This window comes from Pelagicoccus albus (genome assembly GCF_014230145.1).
GTDB classification, from domain to species: Bacteria; Verrucomicrobiota; Verrucomicrobiia; order Opitutales; family Opitutaceae; genus Pelagicoccus; species Pelagicoccus albus.
This window is the reverse complement of the sequence record NZ_JACHVC010000012.1, coordinates 1,285,330-1,306,560: the sequence shown is the minus strand read 5'-3', so window position 1 is coordinate 1,306,560 and position 21,231 is coordinate 1,285,330. Positions and strand designations below refer to the sequence as shown.

Genomic DNA, 21,231 nt, shown 5'->3' with positions numbered 1-21,231 from the left:
CATTTAGCCGGATTGAATAGTGAAATAGTATAGTTCGGCTTTCCAAACAACGGAGTCCGAACTAAAAACCATCACACTACAATGACTCCCTCATCCAAAATTTACGTCGCCGGATCGAGCGGCATGGTCGGCTCTGCAGTGATTCGAAAACTGCAAAGCCTCGGATTCAACAACATAGTCACTCGCTCTTCCCGAGAGTTAGATCTCACCCGTCAGGCCGAAGTGGAAGCGTTTTTCCAAAGCGAAAGGCCGGACGTCGTCGTGATGGCGGCGGCGAAAGTGGGTGGTATCCACGCCAACAATACCTACCCAGCAGACTTCGGATATGTAAACCTTGCCCTCGCCAGCAACACCGTCCACGCCGCCTACCAAAATAGCGTATCCAGATTTCTTTACCTGGGTTCTTCCTGCATCTACCCAAAACTCGCCCCTCAGCCGCTACGCGAGGATTGCTTGCTAACTTCAGAACTAGAGCCAACCAACGAGGCTTACGCCATCGCGAAAATCGCTGGCCTCAAGCTCTGTGAGTACTACCGCAAACAATACGGAGTCCTCTTTCACTCCCTGATGCCAACCAATCTCTACGGACCGGGCGACAACTACCATCCCGAAAACTCACACCTCCTTCCGGCCCTCATTCGCCGTTTCCATGAGGCGAAAGAAGCCGGAGCAGAAGAAGTTGTAATGTGGGGAACAGGGAATCCGCTGAGAGAGATGATGCACGCCGACGACCTAGCGGACGCAGTTGTGTTTGCCCTGCAAGCCGACAATCCTCCAAGTATTCTAAATGCGGGTACCGGGCGGGAGCACAGCATTCGCCAAATCGCCGAATTGGTCGCCGAGACAGTTGGCTTTAACGGAGAGATTAAAAACGACCTGAGCAAACCCGACGGAACTCCACGTAAGCTGATGGATGTTTCACGCCTCCAAGATCTGGGATGGACATCCCAAATTCCGTTGGAAGAAGGCATCAAGCTCACCTATCCACTGTTCCTAGAAGAATACGAAAAAGGTGCCCTACGCCAAAGGTAGGAGCCATCAGCGATACAAGTAGGAGCGACCTTGGTCGCGAAAAACACAAACTACGGCCGCAAGGGTTCAATCAATTACGAATCCTAGCGTTCCCACCCCTGGGGACGGGCCTTATACCATTTCCAGAGAGAATTCACCGAATCCTCCAAGCTTCGTGAAGGGGTCCAGTCCAGCAAGGCCTTGGCCTTTCGATTGTCTGCTACAGCACGGATGGCATCACCAGTTCTACGCTCTCCTACAGACTTGTTGAACTTCACAGACATTAGCTTTTCCACGGTCTCGACGATTTCCATGACCGAATTCCCTTCGCCTGTACCCAGGTTTACGATACCTGATTCTCCTCCAGAAACGAGATAGTCCAACGCCTTGACGTGGGCTTCAGCCAGATCTTCTACATTAATGTAATCTCGGATCGGCGAACCATCCGGCGTATCAACCTCAGTGTAATTAAATTGAAACTCGCTTAGGCCGAGACCAGCCCTCACCGCATTTTGCATTAAATGGAAAGAAGGCTTCTTCGAATCGCCAAACAGCCCGTCATCACTTGCCCCGCAAATGTTGAAATACCGTAGAGCGAGATACTGGATACCAAAGGAGGTTGCATACCATTGTATAGCCTTTTCAGCCATCAGCTTTGACTCGCCGTAAGCGCTCGTGCATCCAGTCATGGGGTGCGCTTCATCGATCGGCACATATTCAGGGTCCCCATAGGTCGCACAAGTAGATGAGAAGACTAGTTTCAACACCTTATGCTTCTTCATCGCCTCTAAGAGAGCGACTACCCCGCCGACATTGTTTCGGAAATACAAGCCAGGATCCTTCTCCGACTCACCGACGTTGCAGTAGGCAGCAAAATGTACCACCGCTTCGATACCGGCCTCGCTCTCGAAGACCTTCTCCAGACTATCCGCCACATCGGCCTTGAAATACCGAAACCGGTCCGCCCCAAACTCCGACTGAAGCAGGGCCTGTGGCGCTTCGTATCCACGAAACAGAGCATCTACACCAACAACCTCATGTCCTGCCTTTAAAAAACAACGTGCCGCGATGGAACCCACATACCCCCCAGTACCGGTGATCAAAATCTTCATACCCAAAAACCTCTAGACCTGATTTATCCGGAGCAACCTGAAAACGACAAAAAAAGCGAGACCCCTGAGGATCTCGCCTATCGAAAAATGAATTTATATAGCTTACTTGCGGCGGCCGCGCTTAAAGGTCACGAAAAGACCGAAAATCGCTAGACCAAGGAGACCTGCAGCAGATCCTGAGTCAGGAACTGCGGTTGGCTCAGCTTCTGCCGCGAGGTAGCCAGACCAAAGCTTGAGCGAGTTGCCCTCCGCGATATCAGATGGCGAGAGGCTCACTGACCAGCTCACCTTGCCGTCTGTTGCAACATCAAGGATCAAACTAGCCAAACCTCCAGCCAGGCTCACGTCCATTGAGCTGTAAGCTGGGTCACCGACTGATGCGGTTGCGGTGCTGCTGAAATAATCACCGATGTTGAATACGACGCGTTGGAGGATTTGCTGGGAGGTAGGACCCGTTTCGAGAAACACAAAACCGACCATAGCGTCAGTGATCGTGTAGCTGCTGAGGTCTGACGAATCGACTGCGATGTCTCTCCACCCGTCAGCTGCGTCCGCAGTGGTGATATCGAATTCACCAGCCGCAGTAGACTGATACTTGGTAAGAGTGAGGTCGAGTAGATCGACGTCGCGGAATGTAGCTGAGTCCAATGTGATGGCTGAGCCGACGGTGCAAACCGCGGCTGCGGCAACCATACCTAGGAAAGATTTAAGAGATGTCTTCATAACTAATTTCTGTTTGGCAGTTAGAGCTGCTAGATTGGCGAAAACATTCGCACTTTTTTTTCATGCCCGCAAGTGGCTCGTGCTCTGGAGCTTACCGGACAGGGTTTCCCTGATAGGGCCCATGGGACTGAGGGAAATTCACCTCTAAGGGGCCTATGGGTAAACCCTAACCTTTTCGGCACGAGTGTCGAATTTCACTCACGAAACCCCATCAAAAACCGCCATTTTTTGGCATTTTGTTTACGTTCAGCCTGATTTTCAGACGTTTCTGCTAGTTAAGCATTTTTTTGGCAGAATAAATCATAGCAAACTACTGATATCCAAAATCTTATAATCACACACTGGATTTAGTGGATTCACCTATGCAGTCAAAATCGGCACTAGTTTTTTACCAACGGCCTCAATAACATCAGCCACTACTGCATTGCCAAACTGCTTGTAAGCCTGCTGGGAACGGGGATCGATCTGATAAGTGTCGGGGAACCCCATTAGTCTGCGGCACTCTAGGGGATGCAACTTTCTTACGACTCCGTCCACAAGGTAAGCTCCAGTCTTGGCAGCAGCCCCTCCACCATGAGCGGATAGCGTTATAGCGTGCCCCTCGACAGAGTAGATTCGTTCTCCCTGCCCGCCTTTGTTTATGTAGCCGATCTGAATCGGCTTGTTTGGACCACGGACCGATATTTCCGAAACGTCAGGCTTCGTTATGGTTATATCGTCTCTAAGAATGCGCTGCGCATTTGTAGAATCCGTAGGCAAGAGGATATCCTTGAGCTTGACCACCGCCGAGGTCGGTTCCGGAAACGCAAATACCTTCCCGCCATCCAAGTCATTTCGAATGCCAACTATATACAGACGCTTTCGGGCTTGGGGGACACCGTGGTCCGATGCATTGAGAACCGCCCACTTGGCTACATATCCAGCGGACTCCAGCATATCGATGGTTCGCCGGAGTGTTTCGCCATTTTGGTGTTTAACGTAATTGGCGACATTCTCCAAAAAAACCGCTTTAGGCTTTTTGGCGGAGACGAGCCGCATTACTTCGAAAAACAATGTCCCTCGGGCATCCTCGAATCCAAGCCGCTTGCCGCTCACCGAGAATGGCTGACATGGAAACCCTCCGCAGAGCAGATCATGGTCAGGCACTTCTTCCGCACCGATCTTGGTAATGTCTCCTGCAGGAGCGTGCCCAAAATTACGAGCATAGGTGGCTGCTGCGTGCTTATCGATTTCGCTGCTGAATACGCATTCCCCTCCGAGCCTTTCCAAGCCAATGCGAAACCCGCCGATACCGGCAAACAAGTCGATAAAGCGAAACGACATACAAGCTACCAATTAATGAACCAGCTAGACGATACGAGCCAAGGCCTCCGCAGAGAGCTCCTTGGCGTACCGCAGCACGGTGGTATTAGCGAATACCGCGTTTCGGAAAGATTCACGCGTTTCGTCCGAGCCAAAGTCAAAACCAATCAAAGCCCGCCCAACTCGCTCTCCCGTGTAGTTGTAGTTAAAATACACAATACTCGCTTCCTGACAGTTCATCTCTAGAAAATCCTTCAAGGCTCCAGGGCGTTCCGGGAATTCGATTCGGATAAAAATCGGCCGAACGAGTAGCGAGGCGTCGTAGTGGATGATGCGAAACTCCACATCCTCCTGACCAGTCGCATCCTCGAAACGAATCCCCAGATCGGTCAAAGTCCGCTCGAACACCTCCAATTGCTGCGGCATAGCGTCAATCCCGATCACGGGACGAGCCCCATCTCCTTTGATGACTCCATGCTGGAATTCGACGATACCCACCTTTTCAGGAAAATGCTGTAGCAAGGCCAACAGGCTGCCCGGCTTCTCCGGGATACTGAACCGATAGAACTTCCGGCGAGCCGAGCCAATTCCAGCATGGCGCACGATCCAGGATAGTTGCCCGAAATCCATATTGCCACCACACATGATCGTAAGCACCCGCTTGCCCCTGCAACTCTCACGCTCTTTCATCCAAGCGGCCAATCCCATCGCCCCCGCGGGTTCCGGTATCGCGCGCAAAGACTCCCAGAGCGTTTGTACCGCGGCACAAACCTCTGGATTGGTCACAGTTACAAATCGATCGATCAGCTTGGCGCAAAACTTACTCGTGATCGCACCTGCTTTCTTAACCGCTGTGCCATCACAAAAGACGTCGAGATAATCGAGAGTCACCGGTTGCCCCTGGGCAACCGCAGCGGCCATAGACGCTTGGTCTACACCCTCAACTCCGACCACTTCGATTTCGGGATAATACCGCTTCAACCAACACGCCACTCCTGCAGCCATACCGCCTCCTCCGATCTGCAAGTAAACGATGTCAAACCCGCCTACGCCTGCCATCACGATCTCATCCGCCATCGTACCTTGACCGGCAATCACCTGCAAGTCGTCGTACGGGTGGATAAAAACCTGACCGGTCGAGTTCGCAAAAGCCCTGGCCGCTGCTGAGGCGTCATCGTAAGCGTCGCCCTCCAAAATCACGTTAACCGCCTCCGCTCCGATAGACTTGACCGCCTTCTGCTTCATGATCGGCGTGGAGCAAGGCATGTATATGGTGGCAGTCGTGCCAAGTTTCTTGGCAGCTAAGGCCACTCCTTGCGCATGATTACCCGCAGAAGCGCAAACGACGCCAAGCTCCAATTCCTCAGGGCTCAACTGCCTCATCCGGTTGTAAGCGCCACGCCACTTATAAGCATGGATGGGAGAAGTGTCCTCGCGTTTGACATAGACTTCCTCGTCCGTGCCGAGCTCGAGCTTTTCCAAAGGAGTTGCAGAAGCGGCCTCGTAGACGCGGCGACGCGCCTTCAATGTCTCGTCGAAGAGCAAATCGAGATCAGCGTCGCTCACGAATAGAAAGATCCCCAGATGCTCATGAAAAGGACGGTTCCGACCCATGCCGACCCGACCGCCAAAGCCCCGATTTCTGGAATGAAAAGCCACAAGCCTCCACAGAAAAGAGTAGCGATCGTTACCGGCAAATAAATCGTACGAACCTTACTAGGCTCCCTTGGCTCTTCATCCATAAATGAAAACCTAGCCGCCAAATCCGGAAAACCAATGTCAAAGTGTCGCGGAATTCCGTCTGCGACTCGAGACGATCAATCCCCAAAAAGGCGATCTATGTCTCGACGCTCACGCTTTGTTGGCCTTCCCGCCCCCGATTCTCGTTTCAAGATCGCTTGGGCCAAGGTTTCCCTCCGAATCTCCAAACGCTCAGGTGGAGTCAGGTCCTCCACAAAATTCACCGCCACCTTGGCCCCTACTCGCTTCAGCAAAAGTCCAGTCACTTTGAACTCACGCAGCACACCGTCCTTGTTGACCTCTATCGTCTCACCAACCTGCACCGAGCGCGATGGCTTCACGTTTTCGCCGCCAATTTCGACTTTGCCCCCCTTGCAAGCCTCGGCCGCCTCCCCGCGGGTTTTGAACACACGGACGGCCCAAAGCCAACGGTCGATGCGCACCTTATCTAGATCCTTCGATTCCAAGTCCTGTAAATTGTAAACAAATAGCGCCTCTCGCCACTCTTTTTACTTCCCATTAAGCCACCGTATTAAACAAGCTGCCTAGAGTCCCGGGCTACCACTGCCACCCCCGGACTCGAGACCACTCACACTCGCCCGCTGCCTTGCTTCTCTCGCCCAACAAGCACAACCATCCTCGCCTGGATCTGATCAACCCGATCTGTATCCTGCTGCTGTCCTCTATTGGCATCCTTTTCATCCACAGCGCCCAATCCTATATTCATGGTGGCCAGTGGAAAAGCCAGTTAGCCTGGTTCTTTATCGGCTCCACTATCTATACAGCCGTATCGCTGACGAATTACTCGAATTTCCTGAAATACAGCCATTGGCTCTGGCTCGCCGCCGTAGTGATGTTGGCCCTGGTTCTTTGGAGCCCGCTCGGCAAATCGATCTACGGGGCAAAACGCTGGCTCGACCTCGGATTCTATACCTTCCAGCCCGTGGAAATCGCAAAACTCGCCGGCATTGTCATAAGCGCCAGCATTCTCACTCGATCGGAAGTCGGAGACTTCAGGGATTCTCTACAAGTACTTGCTAAAATGGCGCTTGCGATTTCTATACCCTTCCTGTTGATCTTGGCGCAGCCAGATCTCGGCTCCTCTCTCGTTATCCCCTTTTTCGTGTTCGCACAACTTTACGCATCCAACCTATCCAAGCGCTTCTTCACCACGGCACTCGTCGTGTTCGGAGTGCTGCTAGGCGCTATTTTAATCGATAACCACAACTACGTTAAATTTTTAGAAGAAAACAACCTGACGCCCTCCCAAGGCCAAGGCCAATACCAGGAGACCTCCTGGTTCCCTCTCAAAGATTACCAAAGAAACCGCATTTTAAACTTCGTAAATCCCAGCAAGGTCGATTCGCAAGACTCCGGCTGGAACCGGGAACAATCAGTAATTTCAGTCGCCTCGGGCGGCCTGTTTGGCAAAGGAGTCAGACAGGGATCCCAGGCCCAACTCGGCTACCTGCCTCGGTCGGTAGCCCATAACGACTTCATCTTCTCCGTTATCGCGGAAGAAGCAGGCTTTATAGGAAGCGCAGTCGTGATCAGTCTCTTCGGAATATTGCTAGCTAACAGCTTGCGCATCGCCGGCCAAGCCAAGGACCGTTTCGGTACCTTACTCGTGCTGGGCGTCGTCGCCCTGTTTTCCGTCCACATTTTCGTGAACATCGCAATGACCATCGGGCTGATGCCGATCACAGGACTGCCGCTCCCCTTCTTAAGTCACGGAGGCACCTTTATGGTGAGCTGCTGCATCCTCCTGGGACTGGTTCAAAGCGTCTATCGCTATCGAAAGGATTTCTAAGTCTGCCTGAACAGCAGACGCTAAATACGCCGCCTTCGAGAAATACCGCCCAAAAGGAAAAAATGCCGCTCAGCTCCCCACCAAAGGACGCCCCCTGCAGAAACACAGGAAACGCGCCCAAATGAGCGAAAAACAAACCAACAAAAACCAACAGACAGACCCAGCTAGCAAACTCGACGAAGAGCTACGTCAGCCTCCCAAGCTCCAAACCGGCACAAAAGTCGATCAGGACAAGCTTCGATCCGAGGCCAATCAACGAGCGAAGAAACGCCCGCTGATGACCAAAATCATCGAAAAGTTCAAAGGAGAGAAAAAGCCCTACCGCGAACTGATCATCAACTCCGAGCCACTGGAAACCCGCGTCGGGCAACTAGTCGACGGAATCCTCGATAAGTTCGATATCGAGAGACGCCACTCCGCCCAACGCATCGTTGGAGGCATCTTCAAAGGCCGCATCAAAAACTTGGACCCCGGCCTCAAGGCGGCATTCGTCGATATCGGCATGCCGAAAAATGCCTTCCTCCACTACTGGGACATCCAGCCTCAGGAGGCCGACTCCTCGATCGAAGTCGTTCGCGTAAACTCCTCTAAGAAAAAGAAGAAGCAGGCCAAGATTCCTCTCAAGGAGATCCCTAACCACTACCCGATCGGAACCGAAATCGTCATCCAGATCACCAAGGGCCCCATCGGCACCAAAGGACCTCGGAGCACGACCAACCTTTCCATCCCAGGGCGTTTCATCGTACTCGTCCCCTTCTCCGACCAGTGTGGCATCTCCCGCAAGATCGAGGACAACAAGGAGCGAGCGCGCCTGAAGAAAATCATTCGCGACCTCACCATCCCCGAAGGCATGGGCATCATAGTCCGCACCGCGGGCGAGGGCAAAAAGGCCCGCTACTTCGTACGCGACCTGCACATCCTTCTGCAGACGTGGGAGAAGATCCAAAAGAAGATGGACTCCGCCAAAGCGCCATCTTGCCTCTACAAGGAGCCGGATCTCGCGGAACGCACGGTGCGCGACTTCCTGACCGAAGATATCGATCGCGTCCTCATCGACAACGAGACCGATCACGAACGCATATCGGAAACCGTCGCTCAAATCTCCAAGCGGTCCACCTCCAAGATCCAGCTCTACGAGGACTCGATCCCTATTTTCGAACGCTACAACATCGAAAAGCAGATCGAACAAACCTTCCAACGCCAAGTGCCTCTGCCTTCCGGCGGAGCGATTGTCATCGAGGAAACAGAGGCCCTAATCGCTATCGATGTGAACACCGGTTCGCACAAGAACAAGGGCAACGAAAACGACACCATCTTCCAGGTTAACTGCGAAGCCGCCGAGGAAGTCGCCCGCCAGATCCGACTGCGAAACATCGGAGGACTGATCATCATCGACTTCATCGACATGAAGCAACGCCGCCATCGCAACGCGATCCTCACCCGCATGCGCGAAGCTATGGCAACCGACAAGGCCAAGACTCACATACTGCCCATTTCGCCTCTCGGCATCATGCAAATGACCCGTCAGCGCATGCAGGAATCCACCTCGTCCGGACTCTACACGGACTGTCCGTACTGCCGAGGAAAAGGCATCGTCAAGTCCGCCACTACCGTCTCCGTCGAGCTGCAACGCAAGCTTTCAGGCATCATCCGCCGGGCTCGCAACCGCACGCCAGACCTGGAACGCCCAATCAAGCTGCGTATCCTCGTCAACCCTTCGATCATCGATCGCCTAAGGGAAGAGGACGCTGACCTGCTCATCAGCCTGGAGAAGGACTACAACGCCCAACTAACCTTCCGGGCCGACCCGAACTTCCACGTAGAAAACTACCGAGTCATCGACGTGGAAACCGGAGCCGCCTACGGCTGATAAACCAGCTCCAAAAATCTGAATACAACAAAGCCCGGCACGCGAAAGCGTCCGGGCTTTTTGCTACAAAGAAGGATACTCGCATTCACCCTCCAACGTGTATAGCGCTTACGCTTTCAATTAGTTATATTTATAATTCCACTGTACAAAATAAGCATAAGTTGCATTTGAATCCAACATCAGGAATTCTGCTCGAAAGGGAATTTCCGAGTATGGCTATTGAATGGGATAAAGGGTTTGCGACAAAAGACTCGCACATTGATGAACAGCACCAGCAGATATTTCGTTTCACCAATCGATTCGAAAGCGTCGCCCAGCAGGAAGATCCCGACCTGCATGAGGTCGAATCATTGTTGAGCTTTCTGAATACCTATATCCAGAATCACTTCCGCTACGAGGAAGCCTGTATGCTAAAACGAAAGTGTCCAGCCGCTCAGAAAAACCGCTCCGAGCATATAGCTTTCAAGGCTTACCTATCTCGATCAATCGAAACCTATCGAACCGAGGGCTACCGAAAGTCATGGGCGAAGGACTTGCACAAGAAACTTGAAGATTGGCTCTGCAACCACATATGCCGGGTCGATGTGCAACTGAGAGACTGCTAGCGGCGGCGCGAGGCGTAGCAGACAAAAGGCTTAGCCTAGAGCATAAGCTCCATCTGGATATCCGCCCGAGCGTAGGGTGACGGCGCTCCCACCACTTCTTGGAATCCCAGGCTCCGATACAGGCGGATAGCAGCGGTAAGGCCGCGATTGCTTTCGAGGTACACAGTCCGTGCACCCATTTCCCTCGCTCGATTCAAAGCCGCTTTTCCGAGAATCGCCCCTAGGCCTAAGCCCCGCCTACTAGGAGATATCGCCATTTTGGCCAACTCAAGGCAGTCTTCGCCATGGGGGATCAGAGCGCAGGTGCCAATGCATTCCTCTCCGAGAAAAGCGAATAGGATATCCCCTCCTTTCTCTAAAATCGTTTTCTGTGGATCGCCCAATTGTCTTTGATCCGAATCCTCGAGCTCGAAGTAACGGGTAATCCATTCCTCGTTCAATTGACGAAAGTCTTCTGCGTAACGGGGCGAAAATCGCTCCACTTTGACCTGAGCCGAATCCTCCTTCGATTTCACTTCCCGAACTCGATCCAACAGCGAAACCTTCTCCAAAGCCTCCTCGCAATCGGCCATAGCCAACCAAAGGTTGTGAGAGGAACTATTCAACAGCGCCTCCACGGCTGCACCCACCCCCTTGAGCTGTTCGGTCATTTTCGGTCCCGCCGCGATACCGAGCTCCGTCAACTCCAGATAGGATCTTCGGGAATCCGATTCGTCCTTGGTGAATCTCAAAAAGCCGTTTCGCTCCATGTCTTTAGCGATTTGGCTCACCGAAGCATGCGATTGCCCAATTTCATTCGCGATTTCCGAAACCGACTCCCTGCTCCGTTGCTGCAGAATCTGAAAAACCGGGTACCATCGAGGTTGCAGCGGATTTTCGTAAAGTTCATACACCTTAGCCGCATCTTCCGCCAACCGATCGCCCAGCCGCCTGAGCCGGCTTCCCAGAGCCGCCACCCCAACTCTATCGTAAAAGTCCATTTCGACTTATTTCCGTAAGTGCTTACGTAAGTAAAGATCTTAATTTGCCCGCAAGCGTGAGAAACTCCGTTTCGTAAAAAGTGAATGAACGTTCATTTCTAGTTTGACGTACCATAAATGAACGTTCATTCACTTCGAAATAATCAATTATGAAACAGCACTTTCAGTACACCGCTATCGCACTCCTTTCTGCAGTTTTCCTGGCCGGCTGCGGCCAAGAGGAAGCAGGCCCAGCAGCCGCAGGCGCCCGCCAAATGCCCGCCCCTTCCGTGACCATCGCCGAGGTGAAGGCTGAGGAAGTCGTGATCACCCGCGAGCTTCCCGGCAGAGCGACACCCTTCCTTATAGCCGAAGTTCGGCCGCAGGTCAGCGGAATTATCGAGGAAAGACTTTTCGAAGAAGGAGGCATGGTCGAGGAGAACCAATCTCTGTACCAGCTCGACGATGCGATGTACCTGGCAAACTACAATGTTGCCAAAGCAACCTTAGAGAATGCCCAATCAGCACTAAAACTAGCCCGCAGTGAAGCAAAACGGAGCGAAGACCTGTATAAGACAAAAGCGATCAGCACCCAAGAATATGACAGCGCTCAGGCGACGCTCCAACAAGCAGAGGCGCAAGCAAACCTCGCTGAAGCATCTTTAGAAAGCACCCGCATCACCTTGGATTACAGTCGCATCTCTTCCCCGATCAGTGGGCAAATCGGCAAATCCAGCGTGACAAAAGGGGCACTTGTCACCGCAAATCAAGCAACTGCACTCGCGACGGTTCAGCAACTCGACCCAATCTACATCGATCTAACTCAATCGAGTTCAGAGCTCCTCGCTATGCGAAGGGCATTATCCAATGGCCAACTACAAGAGGCCGACATGCCTGTAGATCTCATTCTGGAGGATGGCACGACCTACGAACACAAAGGCTCCATTTCTTTCTCCGAAGTTACCGTCGATCCCACCACCGGTAGTTACATCCTTCGCGTTGAAGTACCAAACCCCGAGCATCTACTCCTGCCAGGCATGTACGTGCGAGGAGTCATAAGCGAGGGCGTAAGGAAAAACGGGATACTCGTACCACAGAAAGCAGTTAGCCGCAGTTTCGATGGATCTACCACAGTGAAGGTAGTGGGGCAGGACAATGTGGTGGAGTCCCGCACCGTCCAGTTAGGTCAGACGAAAGGCAACAAATGGGTAGTCGAAAGCGGCCTTACCGAGGGCGATCGCGTAATTGTCAACGGACTACAAAAAGCCGCAGCTGGAGCAACAGTTCAGATCAGCGGAACAGCCTCCGAAACAGCCGAAGGTTAAGTAGTCTTCGTGCCAAAATTTTAAATACACTTTACCATGGCCAAATTTTTTATCGATAGACCCATTTTCTCATGGGTTATCGCCCTAACCATCATGATAGCGGGTGCGTTGAGTATGACTCAGCTTCCAATCTCCCGTTACCCGACCGTGGCTCCGCCTTCGGTTTCCATCAGCGCAGTCTATCCGGGAGCTTCCGCTCAGGTCGTAGAAGACTCCGTAACGCAGATCATCGAACAAAGCCTCACTGGACTCGACGGGTTAATCTATCTTTCTGCTACGAGTGACTCATCCGGCGTTTCGCAAATCACTGCCACCTTCGAAACCGGAACTGACCCAGATATCGCACAAGTGCAGGTTCAAAACAAAATCCAGTCCGCGACCGCTCTCCTGCCGAGCCAAGTACAGCAGCAAGGCGTCACCGTATCCAAATCGGGAGAAGGATTTCTCATGGTACTGGGATTCGTATCGGAAGACGGAAGCATGGGGCGGGTCGATATCGCCGACTACCTCGTAGCCAACGTCGCGGACCAGATTGCTCGCGTCGACGGTGTGGGCGGCACGCGTGTATTCGGTGGACAATACGCCATGCGAATCTGGCTGGATCCAAACAAACTACAGTCCTACGAACTCTCAGTTTCCGACATCACGTCTGCAGTGCAGGCTCAGAATTCGCAAGTGTCTATCGGGCAACTAGGTGGGGCACCCGCCGTCGAAGGTCAGGAAATCAACTTCACCATAAACACCCGTGGCCGCTTGGAAACCGCGGATGAATTCGCCGACATCGTGGTGCGAAGCAACTCTGATGGCTCCCTCCTACGCTTAAGCGACGTCGCTCGAGTCGAGCTGGGCTCGCAGGAGTATGGACAGGAGACTCACTACAATGGACAACAAGCGGGCGGCATGGCGGTCTCGCTCGCCTCAGGAGCAAACTCGCTCGCCACAGCCGCTGCAGTAAAAGAAGCGATCAAAGAAATGGAGCCCTTCCTACCCGAAGGTCTACGGGTGGTCATTCCTTTCGATAACACACCTTTCGTCGAAGTGGCTATCGAAGGAGTGGTACACACGCTCCTCGAAGCAGTTGTACTCGTATTCATCGTCATGTTCCTCTTCCTACAAAACTGGAGAGCAACCTTGATCCCGACCATCGCTATCCCAGTCGTTCTGCTCGGAACTTTCGGTATTCTTTCCCTGTTCGGTTTCTCGATCAACATGCTCACCATGTTTGCTATGATCTTGGCAATCGGACTTCTCGTGGACGACGCCATCGTTGTCGTTGAAAATGTGGAACGCCTCATGAGCGAGGAAGGGCTAAGTCCAAAAGAGGCAGCCAAGAAATCGATGGACCAAATCACCGGAGCTTTGATAGGCATCGGGGTCGTTCTCTCGGCTGTGTTTGTTCCCATGGCATTCCTAGGCGGAGCCACTGGAGTTATTTATCAGCAGTTCTCGGTTACAATCGTCGCCGCTATGGGACTCTCCGTGATCGTGGCGATCATTTTCACCCCGGCTCTGTGCGCCACAATGCTGAAACCAATCGAGAAAGGTCACCACATAAAGGATACAGGCTTCTTCGGCTGGTTCAATCGCACTTTCGATCGCACTAACAACGGATACCAAGGAATCGTAGGTAAAATCATAGGACACAGCAAAAGCTTCTTTGCCGCTTTCCTAGTCATCGTCGGCCTTATGGTGCTTCTCTTCATGAAGCTGCCAACCGGATTCCTTCCGAACGAGGACCAAGGTTCAATCTACGCCCAAATCATCGGCCCCGTAGGCGCCACTAAAGAGCATACCTTGGAGGTCCTGGAAGAAGTAGAGAACTTCTTGATGAACGATGAAAAAGGCGTGGTCTCAGACGCATTTACTGTACAAGGCTTTAGCTTTGCGGGAGCTGGACAGGGCAATGGCATGGCCTTCGTAAGTCTGGAAAACTGGGATGATCGTCCAAACCCAGAACAGAGCGCTCAAGCTTTAGCTGGTCGAGCCAATGCAGCGTTTAGCCGTATCGAGGGAGCCACAGTCTTCGCATTCGCTCCTCCGCCAATCACCGAGCTGGGCAACTCTGCCGGCTTCACCTTTTACCTGAAAGACAATGGCGGTCAGGGGCACGAAGCTCTAATCGCTGCTCGTAACCAATTCTTCGGGATGGCAGCTCAAAACCCGCGACTCACGAACGTGCGTCCAAACGGATTGGAAGACACTCCGCAACTCCGAGTCATCATCGACAACGCTAAAGCCACCTCGCTAGGACTCTCAATCAGCGAAATCAATACAACCTTAGGAGTCGCCTGGGGTGGTCTCTATATCGACGACTTCATCGACAGGGGTCGCGTCAAGCGCGTCTACATGCAGTCTGAAGCGGAACACCGTATGCAGCCAGAGGACTTCAACGATTGGTCCGTCCGCAATTCCGACGGCGAGATGGTCCCCTTCTCTGCCTTTGGAACAACTGAGTGGAGCTACGGCTCTCCGAGACTGGAACGCTACAATGGTGTACCCGCCGTTCAAATACAAGGGCAAGGATCTAACGGCACGAGCTCTGGTGACGCCATGCTAGAGGTCGAAAAGTTAGTTGAGCAACTTCCGGCAGGCTTCGGTATCGAGTGGACAGGCTCATCTTACCAAGAACGCCAAGCAGGCGACCAAACCACCCTACTCTACGCCCTTTCACTCCTCATGGTATTCCTCGCCCTCGCAGCGCTATACGAAAGCTGGACTATTCCGACGGCAGTCCTTTTGGCTGCTCCTCTCGGTATCGTAGGAGCTGTATTGGCGAACATGGCACGTGGTTTCGAGCGAGACGTTTACTTCCAGGTGGCGATGCTCACAACCGTCGGGCTGACCAGTAAGAACGCCATCCTCATAGTCGAGTTCGCTAAGATAAATCTTGAGAGCGGCATGAAACTAATGGAGGCGACCCTGCACGCTGTGCGAGATCGACTCCGTCCGATCCTAATGACTTCGCTCGCATTTGGACTTGGCGTTGTGCCATTGGCTATTGCAAGCGGCGCGGGATCGGGAGCTCAGATGGCCATCGGAACCGGAGTATTGGGAGGTATGCTAGTAGGCACCTTCTTGGGGCTCTTCTTCGTGCCACTATTCTTCTTCGTAATCGAACGTCTTTTCATCCGCAAAAAAGGGCACCAAAGCCATGCATAAACGAATATTCACTCTACCCGCCGTCGCAGTTGCCCTCTCACTCGCAGGGTGCTCCTCGCTGCAAACCAAATTGCCAGAACCAGATGCTCAAATAGGCGACAAATGGCAAACAGGCGGAACACAATCAACGCCAGCTAACGAAGCAGCAAACGCCTTCGGTACGCAGATCGCGGCCGAGATTGGCTGGCGCAATTTCTTCACCGATCCCAAACTGGAAGAGCTTATCTCGCTCTCTCTGGAGAACAATCGAGACCTACGTGTCGCAGTTCTAAATGTGGAGCGGGCCAGAGCCCAGTATCGTATCCAAAGAGCGGATCGCCTTCCTTCAGTTTATGGTTCAGCCTCCATGACTAGGACAGGCGGAGATGCAGTTGCGGAGGTCGAGCAATACGAGGCAAACCTGGGAATCGCGTCCTACGAAATCGATTTGTTCGGACGCGTGAAAAGCCTCAGCGATGCAGCACTGCAAAGCTATCTGGCTACAGAGCAAGCACAACGCTCTGCCCAGCTAAGCCTCATCGCTGAGGTCGCAAACGCTTACCTAACCTTGTCCGCCGACCAAGAGTTGCAAAAGATCGCGCAAGCAACCTTGGACACGTATTTAGAACAGTATGACATTTCTAAACGTGGAAACGAACTCGGCAGCGTTTCTAACTTGGAGCTCAGCCAAGTCCGCACCTTGGTAGCCAGCGCCAAAGCGGACCTAGCCTTATACGAAGGGCAGATTGCACAAGACACATCCGCTTTGAGCTTGCTGGTGGGAAGCCCCGTTCGGAGCGATTTGCTACCAAGCACATTCGACTTGCAGGTGAGTGGCGTTGCAAGTTTACCCTCGGGCTTGCCTTCCGAGGTTCTCCTTCGAAGACCAGATCTACAGCAGTTGGAACTTCAACTTCGGGCCGCCAAGGCTAACCTTGACGCAGCTCGCACTGCCTTTTTCCCGACAATATCCCTCACTGGATCGTTGGGAACTGCGAGTGGCGAGCTGTCAGAGCTATTTGGAGACAACACCGGAACTTGGAGTTTCATTCCGCAAATCAGCATGCCGATTTTCCAAGCCGGCCGGCTGCGCTCCAATCGAGACGTAGCGAGAGCCGATCGAGACATCGCCCTGGCAAACTACGAGAAGGGCATCCAAAGCGGGTTTAAAGAAGTGTCCGATGCCTTGACGCTGAACTCCACTTTAGCCAATCGCAGAATGGCCATCGAGGAACTGGTCGACGCCGCAAACCAGGCCGAAACCCTGTCCCAGCAACGCTACGACGCTGGACGCGACAGCTATCTGACCTTGCTCGATTCGCAAAGAACGCTCTACAGTGCCCGCCAAGCCCTCGTGCAGTCTCTCCTCAGCGAACAGGGCAATCGCATAGAACTCTACAAAGTCCTCGGAGGCGGCTGGAATGAAGACTCATGAAACCCAACTCTAAAGACAACCCCCGCTCTGCGGAACACGCCGAAGCGATGCGAAACCGCATCCTAGACGCGTCGGAACTCTGCTTCATCAGATACGGATTTCATGCCGCTAGCATGGCTAAGGTCGCGGAGACTGCAGAGATCAGCCAAGGCCTAGCTTACAGGTATTTCAAAAGCAAAAACGCCATCATCCTGGCGATCATCGATCGGCAACTATCAGAGCGTCATACTTTGAACGAAGCGTCAGCAACCGCGGATGACTACGTAGCCAAAGTCATCGAGCTTGTGCAGAGTTGGTCTAAAGAGGGCAACACGCGTATGAATTCGGTGCTCTTTATCGAAATGTGCGCCGAGGCGAGTCGGGACCCGGAAGTGCAAACCGCAATACTGAAAGCCGACGCAACCTATCGCGCCGAATTCAAGAAATGGCTCACCCACCTTTCTCAAAAATCAGGCACAGTCCTTTCGGATGAACAAATAGATAAACGCTTCTACGCGCTGCAGTGCCTCATCGAGGGAACCGCCCTGATCACCACCCGACAAACAGAGAGTTCAGCCACGAACGAGTACGTGCTCTCCTTTTTGAGACAGATCATATCTCCAGACTCTCCATTCTAAACGAAAAGAGGCAGAGCCTTAGCTCTGCCTCTTTGCTGAAAAAACTAAAGAGTCGCCTAAAGGACCCGCAGTGTAACCAAAGTTTGGTTGTGCAAGAGGTAGGCTATTTCCCCGAAAGTAATCGGCCCTTGCAACTCCCCTGCTTTTTTGCCTTCAAGCTCACCGTGTAGGTAGTTCAAAATACAGTTGCACGAACTGACCAACCCAGTCGAATCGCAATTATCTAGCTCTGAAGTGAAACGGGCAGAGTAGTCGGCAATGTCTTTGGCCAAGCTATACTCTACATCTTGGAACACGGGTGCGTAGAAAGTGACTTTGCCCGATTCCTCGTCGACGCTCTGGATCGAGACATTGATATTGGCGCCACTGAAATTGCCAATGATCGGCAGTTTGCCATCCTCGTTTCCCTTGCTTTTCAGGAAGTCGATGAACTTCATTCTCTGACCATCGACGACACAATCCACTACTTCGGTTCCTCGCTCGTCGAAGCGAATCACGCAGCTTTCGTCTCGCTCGAAAATGTTAACTGTCTCAACGAGTGCGAGCTGGTGGGCCGGCAAGGAAACGTGGGCCACAACGGCTACGTTGTCGTGAGCAGAAGCGTCAGTACCGAGGAATACTTTCGGAACTGCTTTACCCAAATCTGCGAGATTGATTCCTGAAACCCAACCTACGACTGGTTTCAAAAGAATGTCTTCCCAGTAGCGGCTGCCTTCTGAGAATTGTCGCAGGGCTCCACTACCAGAGGGGATGATCACCATAGAAAACCCATTGTCCGGAGCGTCATCCATTATGTCATGAAGCTGATCAGCCTCATAGGTTTTGAAACAAATACCCGCACCTTCGGGTAGATGGCTAACGAAAACTTGGTCCGAAGATAAGACGCCTCCACCTTCGGCCATGAAGTAGGAACTGGTACCGCCGATCCAGTTACCGGCAGGCAACTGAGCAAGCAACTCTTCAGATCCCGCCACACTTAGCGGCTCGCCTTTTCGGATGAGATCCTTGGCTTCCTCCAATGAGACCAAGGTATTGCTGAGAACATTTTTCATAGTTTTGTGAGTTGGGCGATTTCCTTCTGAAGGATTTTCTCGTACTTAACGAAGAAGGCGTGGAGCTGTTGGACTCGTTTTTCTACCGGCAAGGATTCCAGCTCAAAGCGCTTAAAGAGGAGCTGGAGACCAAGCATCTTAGTCTCGAATCCATTTAAACCTTTGGCCGCAAACCGCTTCCAGCAGGGTGCCGCTTGAGGAGGTATTTGTGCGATAGCCATAGTCATGATCAGTTTATCGGAGATTCTGGGCAAAATTGATTCGAATGAGCCGAAGTAGACGGCATTATGAGTTATTTAACGTTGGCTAGGGTAGCAACTGACCTGCAAAAAGGAATTTCCCCTATGCTAAAGCAGCATCAGAAATCCGCCCGAACCATTGTAGAGAATCAGATATAACGAAACGATGCGTTAGTCAAATTCGAGGCAGGCAAGTATCGCGCTAATTCGTTGATATTCGTACAGACCAATTACTTATGAAAGTCCTAGCCTTCGGAGCCTCCACGAGCTCCAAATCCATCAATCGACAACTCGCCCACTATGCGGCGACTTTTTTGCCGGGAGCAGAAGTTACTGCCCTCGACTTGCGAGGCTACACCCTCCCAATCTACAGCTCAGACGAAGAGGAATCCTCCGGCATACCCGATGACGCCAAAGCGTTCATAGAGACGATCAAAGAACACGACGCGATCGTCCTGTCCCTAGCTGAACACAACGGCTCCTATTCAGCCGCTTTCAAGAACCTCTACGACTGGGCATCCCGCGTAGAGTATGCAGTTTGGCAGAGTAAACCTATGGTCCTTCTGGCTACATCACCCGGTCCGGGCGGAGCTGCCACTGTGTTGAAAGCAGCCGAGGCCACCTTCCCTCGTATGGGAGCCGAGCTGAAGGCAAGCTTCAGCCTTCCTAGCTTCCACGATCAATTCACAACCGAATCTGGGATTGCAGATGCGAAGCTGAAAGATGAGCTCAAGGCAACAGTAGCCAAGCTTGCGTCCTAGCGAAAGCGCACCAAGTATTGAAATATAATTTCGGCCGGTATCCTGCGAGTGGGTACCGGTTTTTTTAAATCTACTCCTTTCGCTTGAAAGCAGAGTTTCTATCGACAGGCCTCCTACCAGTGGATACAGGAAATACGCTTCCCACTAGCGGCTAAAATGAACCAGAAACCCAAACAATCCCTCGAACAACTCTATGATTTGGTAAACGGAGAAGAAGAAACGAGACTCTGCCGAGACATTCCAGAATCCGCCTGCAAGCACCTTCCCCGAAACTATTTTGCATACTTAAGCTCAAATATCCTCAGCAAGCTTGCGGATGAATTGAGTTCCGCGCGTCTAGTGTTGCCTTGGTTATTCAGCGCGATGGGAGCTCCCATGGCCTTAGTCGGTTTCATCGTTCCGCTCAGAGAAGCGGGCGTGCTTTTGCCTCAGCTAATCGTATCCGAATACCTAAGACAAAAAAAACTCAGGAAATACGCGTGGCTCTGGGGTGCGGGTTTCTCCGGACTTTGCCTCCTTCTAGTTGGAGGCATAAGCCCTTTCCTTTCCGGAACGGTGGCCGGACTGCTATCTCTCTTTTTACTTTTGGCGTACAGTCTAGGACGGGGAATATGCTCAGTTTCAGCCAAAGACGTCATCGGGAAAACTGTATCCAAAAAGCGACGAGGCACCCTCATGGGATACAGTGCTGGGATATCTAGCGCTCTGGTGCTTGGGGTGGGCCTCTGGCTTTCGTTGGCTAAAGAACAAGGAAACGAATCCGTGCCTTACCTCCTTCTCCTAACATCGGGAGGACTTTGGTTCGCCTCAGTCGCTTGTTTCGCCCAGATCAAGGAGCCAGCAGGAGCCACAGAAGGAGGTCGCAGCCCGCTGAAAGCTATCCGCCAAAACATGAGCTTGCTTCGAGACGACGCAATGTTTCGACACTATCTTCTGACGAGGGCCCTTCTACTAAGCGTGGCCATGGCCCCGCCCTTCTACACCCTCCTCGCCAAAGAGGGCAGCGATTCTGGAAGCACGTTAGGATGGTTGATTATCGCTGGCGGCTTGGCAGGTACAGTCGGCGGGCCGATATGGGGGAGATTTTCTGATCGTTCCAGCCGCATGACTATGGCTACAGCGTCACTAGCCACCGGCCTACTTGGGATCGCCATTGCAGTCGTATATCAATTCGGATACAGCCAAATCTTGTCAGGGTCATGGCCTCAAGCTGCCCTTTTCTTTCTGATCAGTATCTTCTACGCGGGTGTGCGTTTGGGGAGAAAAGCCTACCTCGTAGATATGGTGGATGGAGACAAATCGTCCTATGTCGCGGTTGGTAACACCTTGATCGGTGTAGGCCTACTAATCCTCGGAGGATTGGGTTTCCTCGCAGAATCGTTCGGCCCGAGTGGTGCCATTGGGATGCTCGCATTGATTTCCATCGCTGGTTCCTTGGCAGCCTGGAAGCTAAAGGAAGTCAGCGGATAATCGTACTATTTATTCCAACTAATTCCTGCTTCTTTCCTAGCCAGTGTCTGAAGGCCTCAGCC

Annotated in this window: 19 protein-coding genes; 10 read left to right on the top strand and 9 right to left on the bottom strand. The window is 52.5% G+C overall.

Annotated elements, in window-relative coordinates:
* The first annotated feature begins 81 nt into the window (after positions 1–81).
* Positions 82–1,032, top strand: a complete 951-nt coding sequence (locus tag H5P27_RS15060; RefSeq protein ID WP_185661214.1) for a GDP-L-fucose synthase family protein — start codon at positions 82–84, stop codon at positions 1,030–1,032.
* 83 nt (positions 1,033–1,115) lie between these two features.
* On the opposite strand, the gene galE is transcribed toward H5P27_RS15060, so the two are convergent.
* The 6 genes from galE to H5P27_RS15030 form a co-directional block, all read right to left on the bottom strand.
* Positions 1,116–2,123, bottom strand: a complete 1,008-nt coding sequence (gene galE / locus H5P27_RS15055; RefSeq protein ID WP_185661213.1) for a UDP-glucose 4-epimerase GalE — start codon at positions 2,121–2,123, stop codon at positions 1,116–1,118.
* A gap of 102 nt (positions 2,124–2,225) precedes the next feature.
* Complete coding sequence (locus H5P27_RS15050; RefSeq protein ID WP_185661212.1) at positions 2,226–2,846, bottom strand: VPDSG-CTERM sorting domain-containing protein; 621 nt, start codon at positions 2,844–2,846, stop codon at positions 2,226–2,228.
* A 360-nt stretch (positions 2,847–3,206) separates the two neighbouring features.
* On the bottom strand, positions 3,207–4,169 hold the full coding sequence (locus H5P27_RS15045; protein ID WP_185661211.1) for a DNA cytosine methyltransferase: 963 nt from the start codon (positions 4,167–4,169) through the stop codon (positions 3,207–3,209).
* A gap of 24 nt (positions 4,170–4,193) precedes the next feature.
* Complete coding sequence (locus H5P27_RS15040) at positions 4,194–5,714, bottom strand: pyridoxal-phosphate dependent enzyme (protein WP_221774731.1); 1,521 nt, start codon at positions 5,712–5,714, stop codon at positions 4,194–4,196.
* A complete protein-coding gene (locus H5P27_RS15035) occupies positions 5,711–5,890 on the bottom strand; it encodes a hypothetical protein (RefSeq protein WP_185661315.1) in 180 nt (59 codons plus the stop codon). The genes H5P27_RS15040 and H5P27_RS15035 overlap by 4 nt, the downstream gene beginning before the upstream one ends.
* Positions 5,891–5,965: 75 nt before the next feature.
* On the bottom strand, positions 5,966–6,355 hold the full coding sequence (locus H5P27_RS15030) for an RNA-binding S4 domain-containing protein (protein WP_185661210.1): 390 nt from the start codon (positions 6,353–6,355) through the stop codon (positions 5,966–5,968).
* Positions 6,356–6,495: 140 nt separating this feature from the next.
* On the opposite strand from H5P27_RS15030, the gene H5P27_RS15025 reads away from it, so the two are divergent.
* The 3 genes from H5P27_RS15025 (at position 6,496) to H5P27_RS15015 (ending at position 10,173) form a co-directional block, all read left to right on the top strand.
* Positions 6,496–7,698: an FtsW/RodA/SpoVE family cell cycle protein gene (locus H5P27_RS15025; RefSeq protein WP_221774730.1), complete on the top strand. Its 1,203-nt coding sequence runs from the start codon at positions 6,496–6,498 to the stop codon at positions 7,696–7,698.
* Between the two features lie 121 nt (positions 7,699–7,819).
* The gene (locus H5P27_RS15020; protein ID WP_185661209.1) at positions 7,820–9,568 is read left to right on the top strand and encodes an Rne/Rng family ribonuclease; all 1,749 of its coding nucleotides are present in this window, start codon (positions 7,820–7,822) and stop codon (positions 9,566–9,568) included.
* A gap of 212 nt (positions 9,569–9,780) precedes the next feature.
* A complete protein-coding gene (locus tag H5P27_RS15015; RefSeq protein ID WP_185661208.1) occupies positions 9,781–10,173 on the top strand; it encodes a bacteriohemerythrin in 393 nt (130 codons plus the stop codon).
* 35 nt (positions 10,174–10,208) lie between these two features.
* On the opposite strand, the gene H5P27_RS15010 is transcribed toward H5P27_RS15015, so the two are convergent.
* Positions 10,209–11,153, bottom strand: coding sequence for a bifunctional helix-turn-helix transcriptional regulator/GNAT family N-acetyltransferase (locus tag H5P27_RS15010; protein WP_185661207.1), 945 nt, complete (start codon positions 11,151–11,153; stop codon positions 10,209–10,211).
* Positions 11,154–11,302: 149 nt separating this feature from the next.
* Here H5P27_RS15010 and H5P27_RS15005 point away from each other — a divergent pair, with 149 nt between their 5' ends.
* Genes H5P27_RS15005 through H5P27_RS14990 form a run of 4 tightly spaced genes read left to right on the top strand, consistent with a single transcriptional unit; the run spans position 11,303 to position 17,647 of the window.
* Positions 11,303–12,457 (top strand): efflux RND transporter periplasmic adaptor subunit, encoded by a 1,155-nt coding sequence (locus H5P27_RS15005; RefSeq protein ID WP_185661206.1) that lies wholly within the window; start codon positions 11,303–11,305, stop codon positions 12,455–12,457.
* A gap of 36 nt (positions 12,458–12,493) precedes the next feature.
* Positions 12,494–15,616: an efflux RND transporter permease subunit gene (locus H5P27_RS15000; protein ID WP_185661205.1), complete on the top strand. Its 3,123-nt coding sequence runs from the start codon at positions 12,494–12,496 to the stop codon at positions 15,614–15,616.
* Positions 15,609–17,030, top strand: coding sequence for an efflux transporter outer membrane subunit (locus H5P27_RS14995; protein ID WP_185661204.1), 1,422 nt, complete (start codon positions 15,609–15,611; stop codon positions 17,028–17,030). The genes H5P27_RS15000 and H5P27_RS14995 overlap by 8 nt, the downstream gene beginning before the upstream one ends.
* Positions 17,027–17,647 (top strand): TetR/AcrR family transcriptional regulator, encoded by a 621-nt coding sequence (locus H5P27_RS14990; RefSeq protein ID WP_185661203.1) that lies wholly within the window; start codon positions 17,027–17,029, stop codon positions 17,645–17,647. The genes H5P27_RS14995 and H5P27_RS14990 overlap by 4 nt, the downstream gene beginning before the upstream one ends.
* 56 nt (positions 17,648–17,703) lie before the next feature.
* Here H5P27_RS14990 and H5P27_RS14985 read toward each other — a convergent pair whose 3' ends face one another.
* Both H5P27_RS14985 and H5P27_RS14980 read right to left on the bottom strand, forming a co-directional pair.
* Positions 17,704–18,699, bottom strand: coding sequence for a DUF6976 family protein (locus H5P27_RS14985; protein ID WP_185661202.1), 996 nt, complete (start codon positions 18,697–18,699; stop codon positions 17,704–17,706).
* Complete coding sequence (locus H5P27_RS14980; protein WP_185661201.1) at positions 18,696–18,920, bottom strand: hypothetical protein; 225 nt, start codon at positions 18,918–18,920, stop codon at positions 18,696–18,698. The genes H5P27_RS14985 and H5P27_RS14980 overlap by 4 nt, the downstream gene beginning before the upstream one ends.
* 254 nt (positions 18,921–19,174) lie before the next feature.
* Between H5P27_RS14980 and H5P27_RS14975 the strand changes: the two genes are divergently transcribed.
* Both H5P27_RS14975 and H5P27_RS14970 read left to right on the top strand, forming a co-directional pair.
* Complete coding sequence (locus H5P27_RS14975; RefSeq protein WP_185661200.1) at positions 19,175–19,699, top strand: NADPH-dependent FMN reductase; 525 nt, start codon at positions 19,175–19,177, stop codon at positions 19,697–19,699.
* A 156-nt stretch (positions 19,700–19,855) separates the two neighbouring features.
* Positions 19,856–21,169: an MFS transporter gene (locus tag H5P27_RS14970; protein ID WP_185661199.1), complete on the top strand. Its 1,314-nt coding sequence runs from the start codon at positions 19,856–19,858 to the stop codon at positions 21,167–21,169.
* Positions 21,170–21,231: the final 62 nt, after the last annotated feature.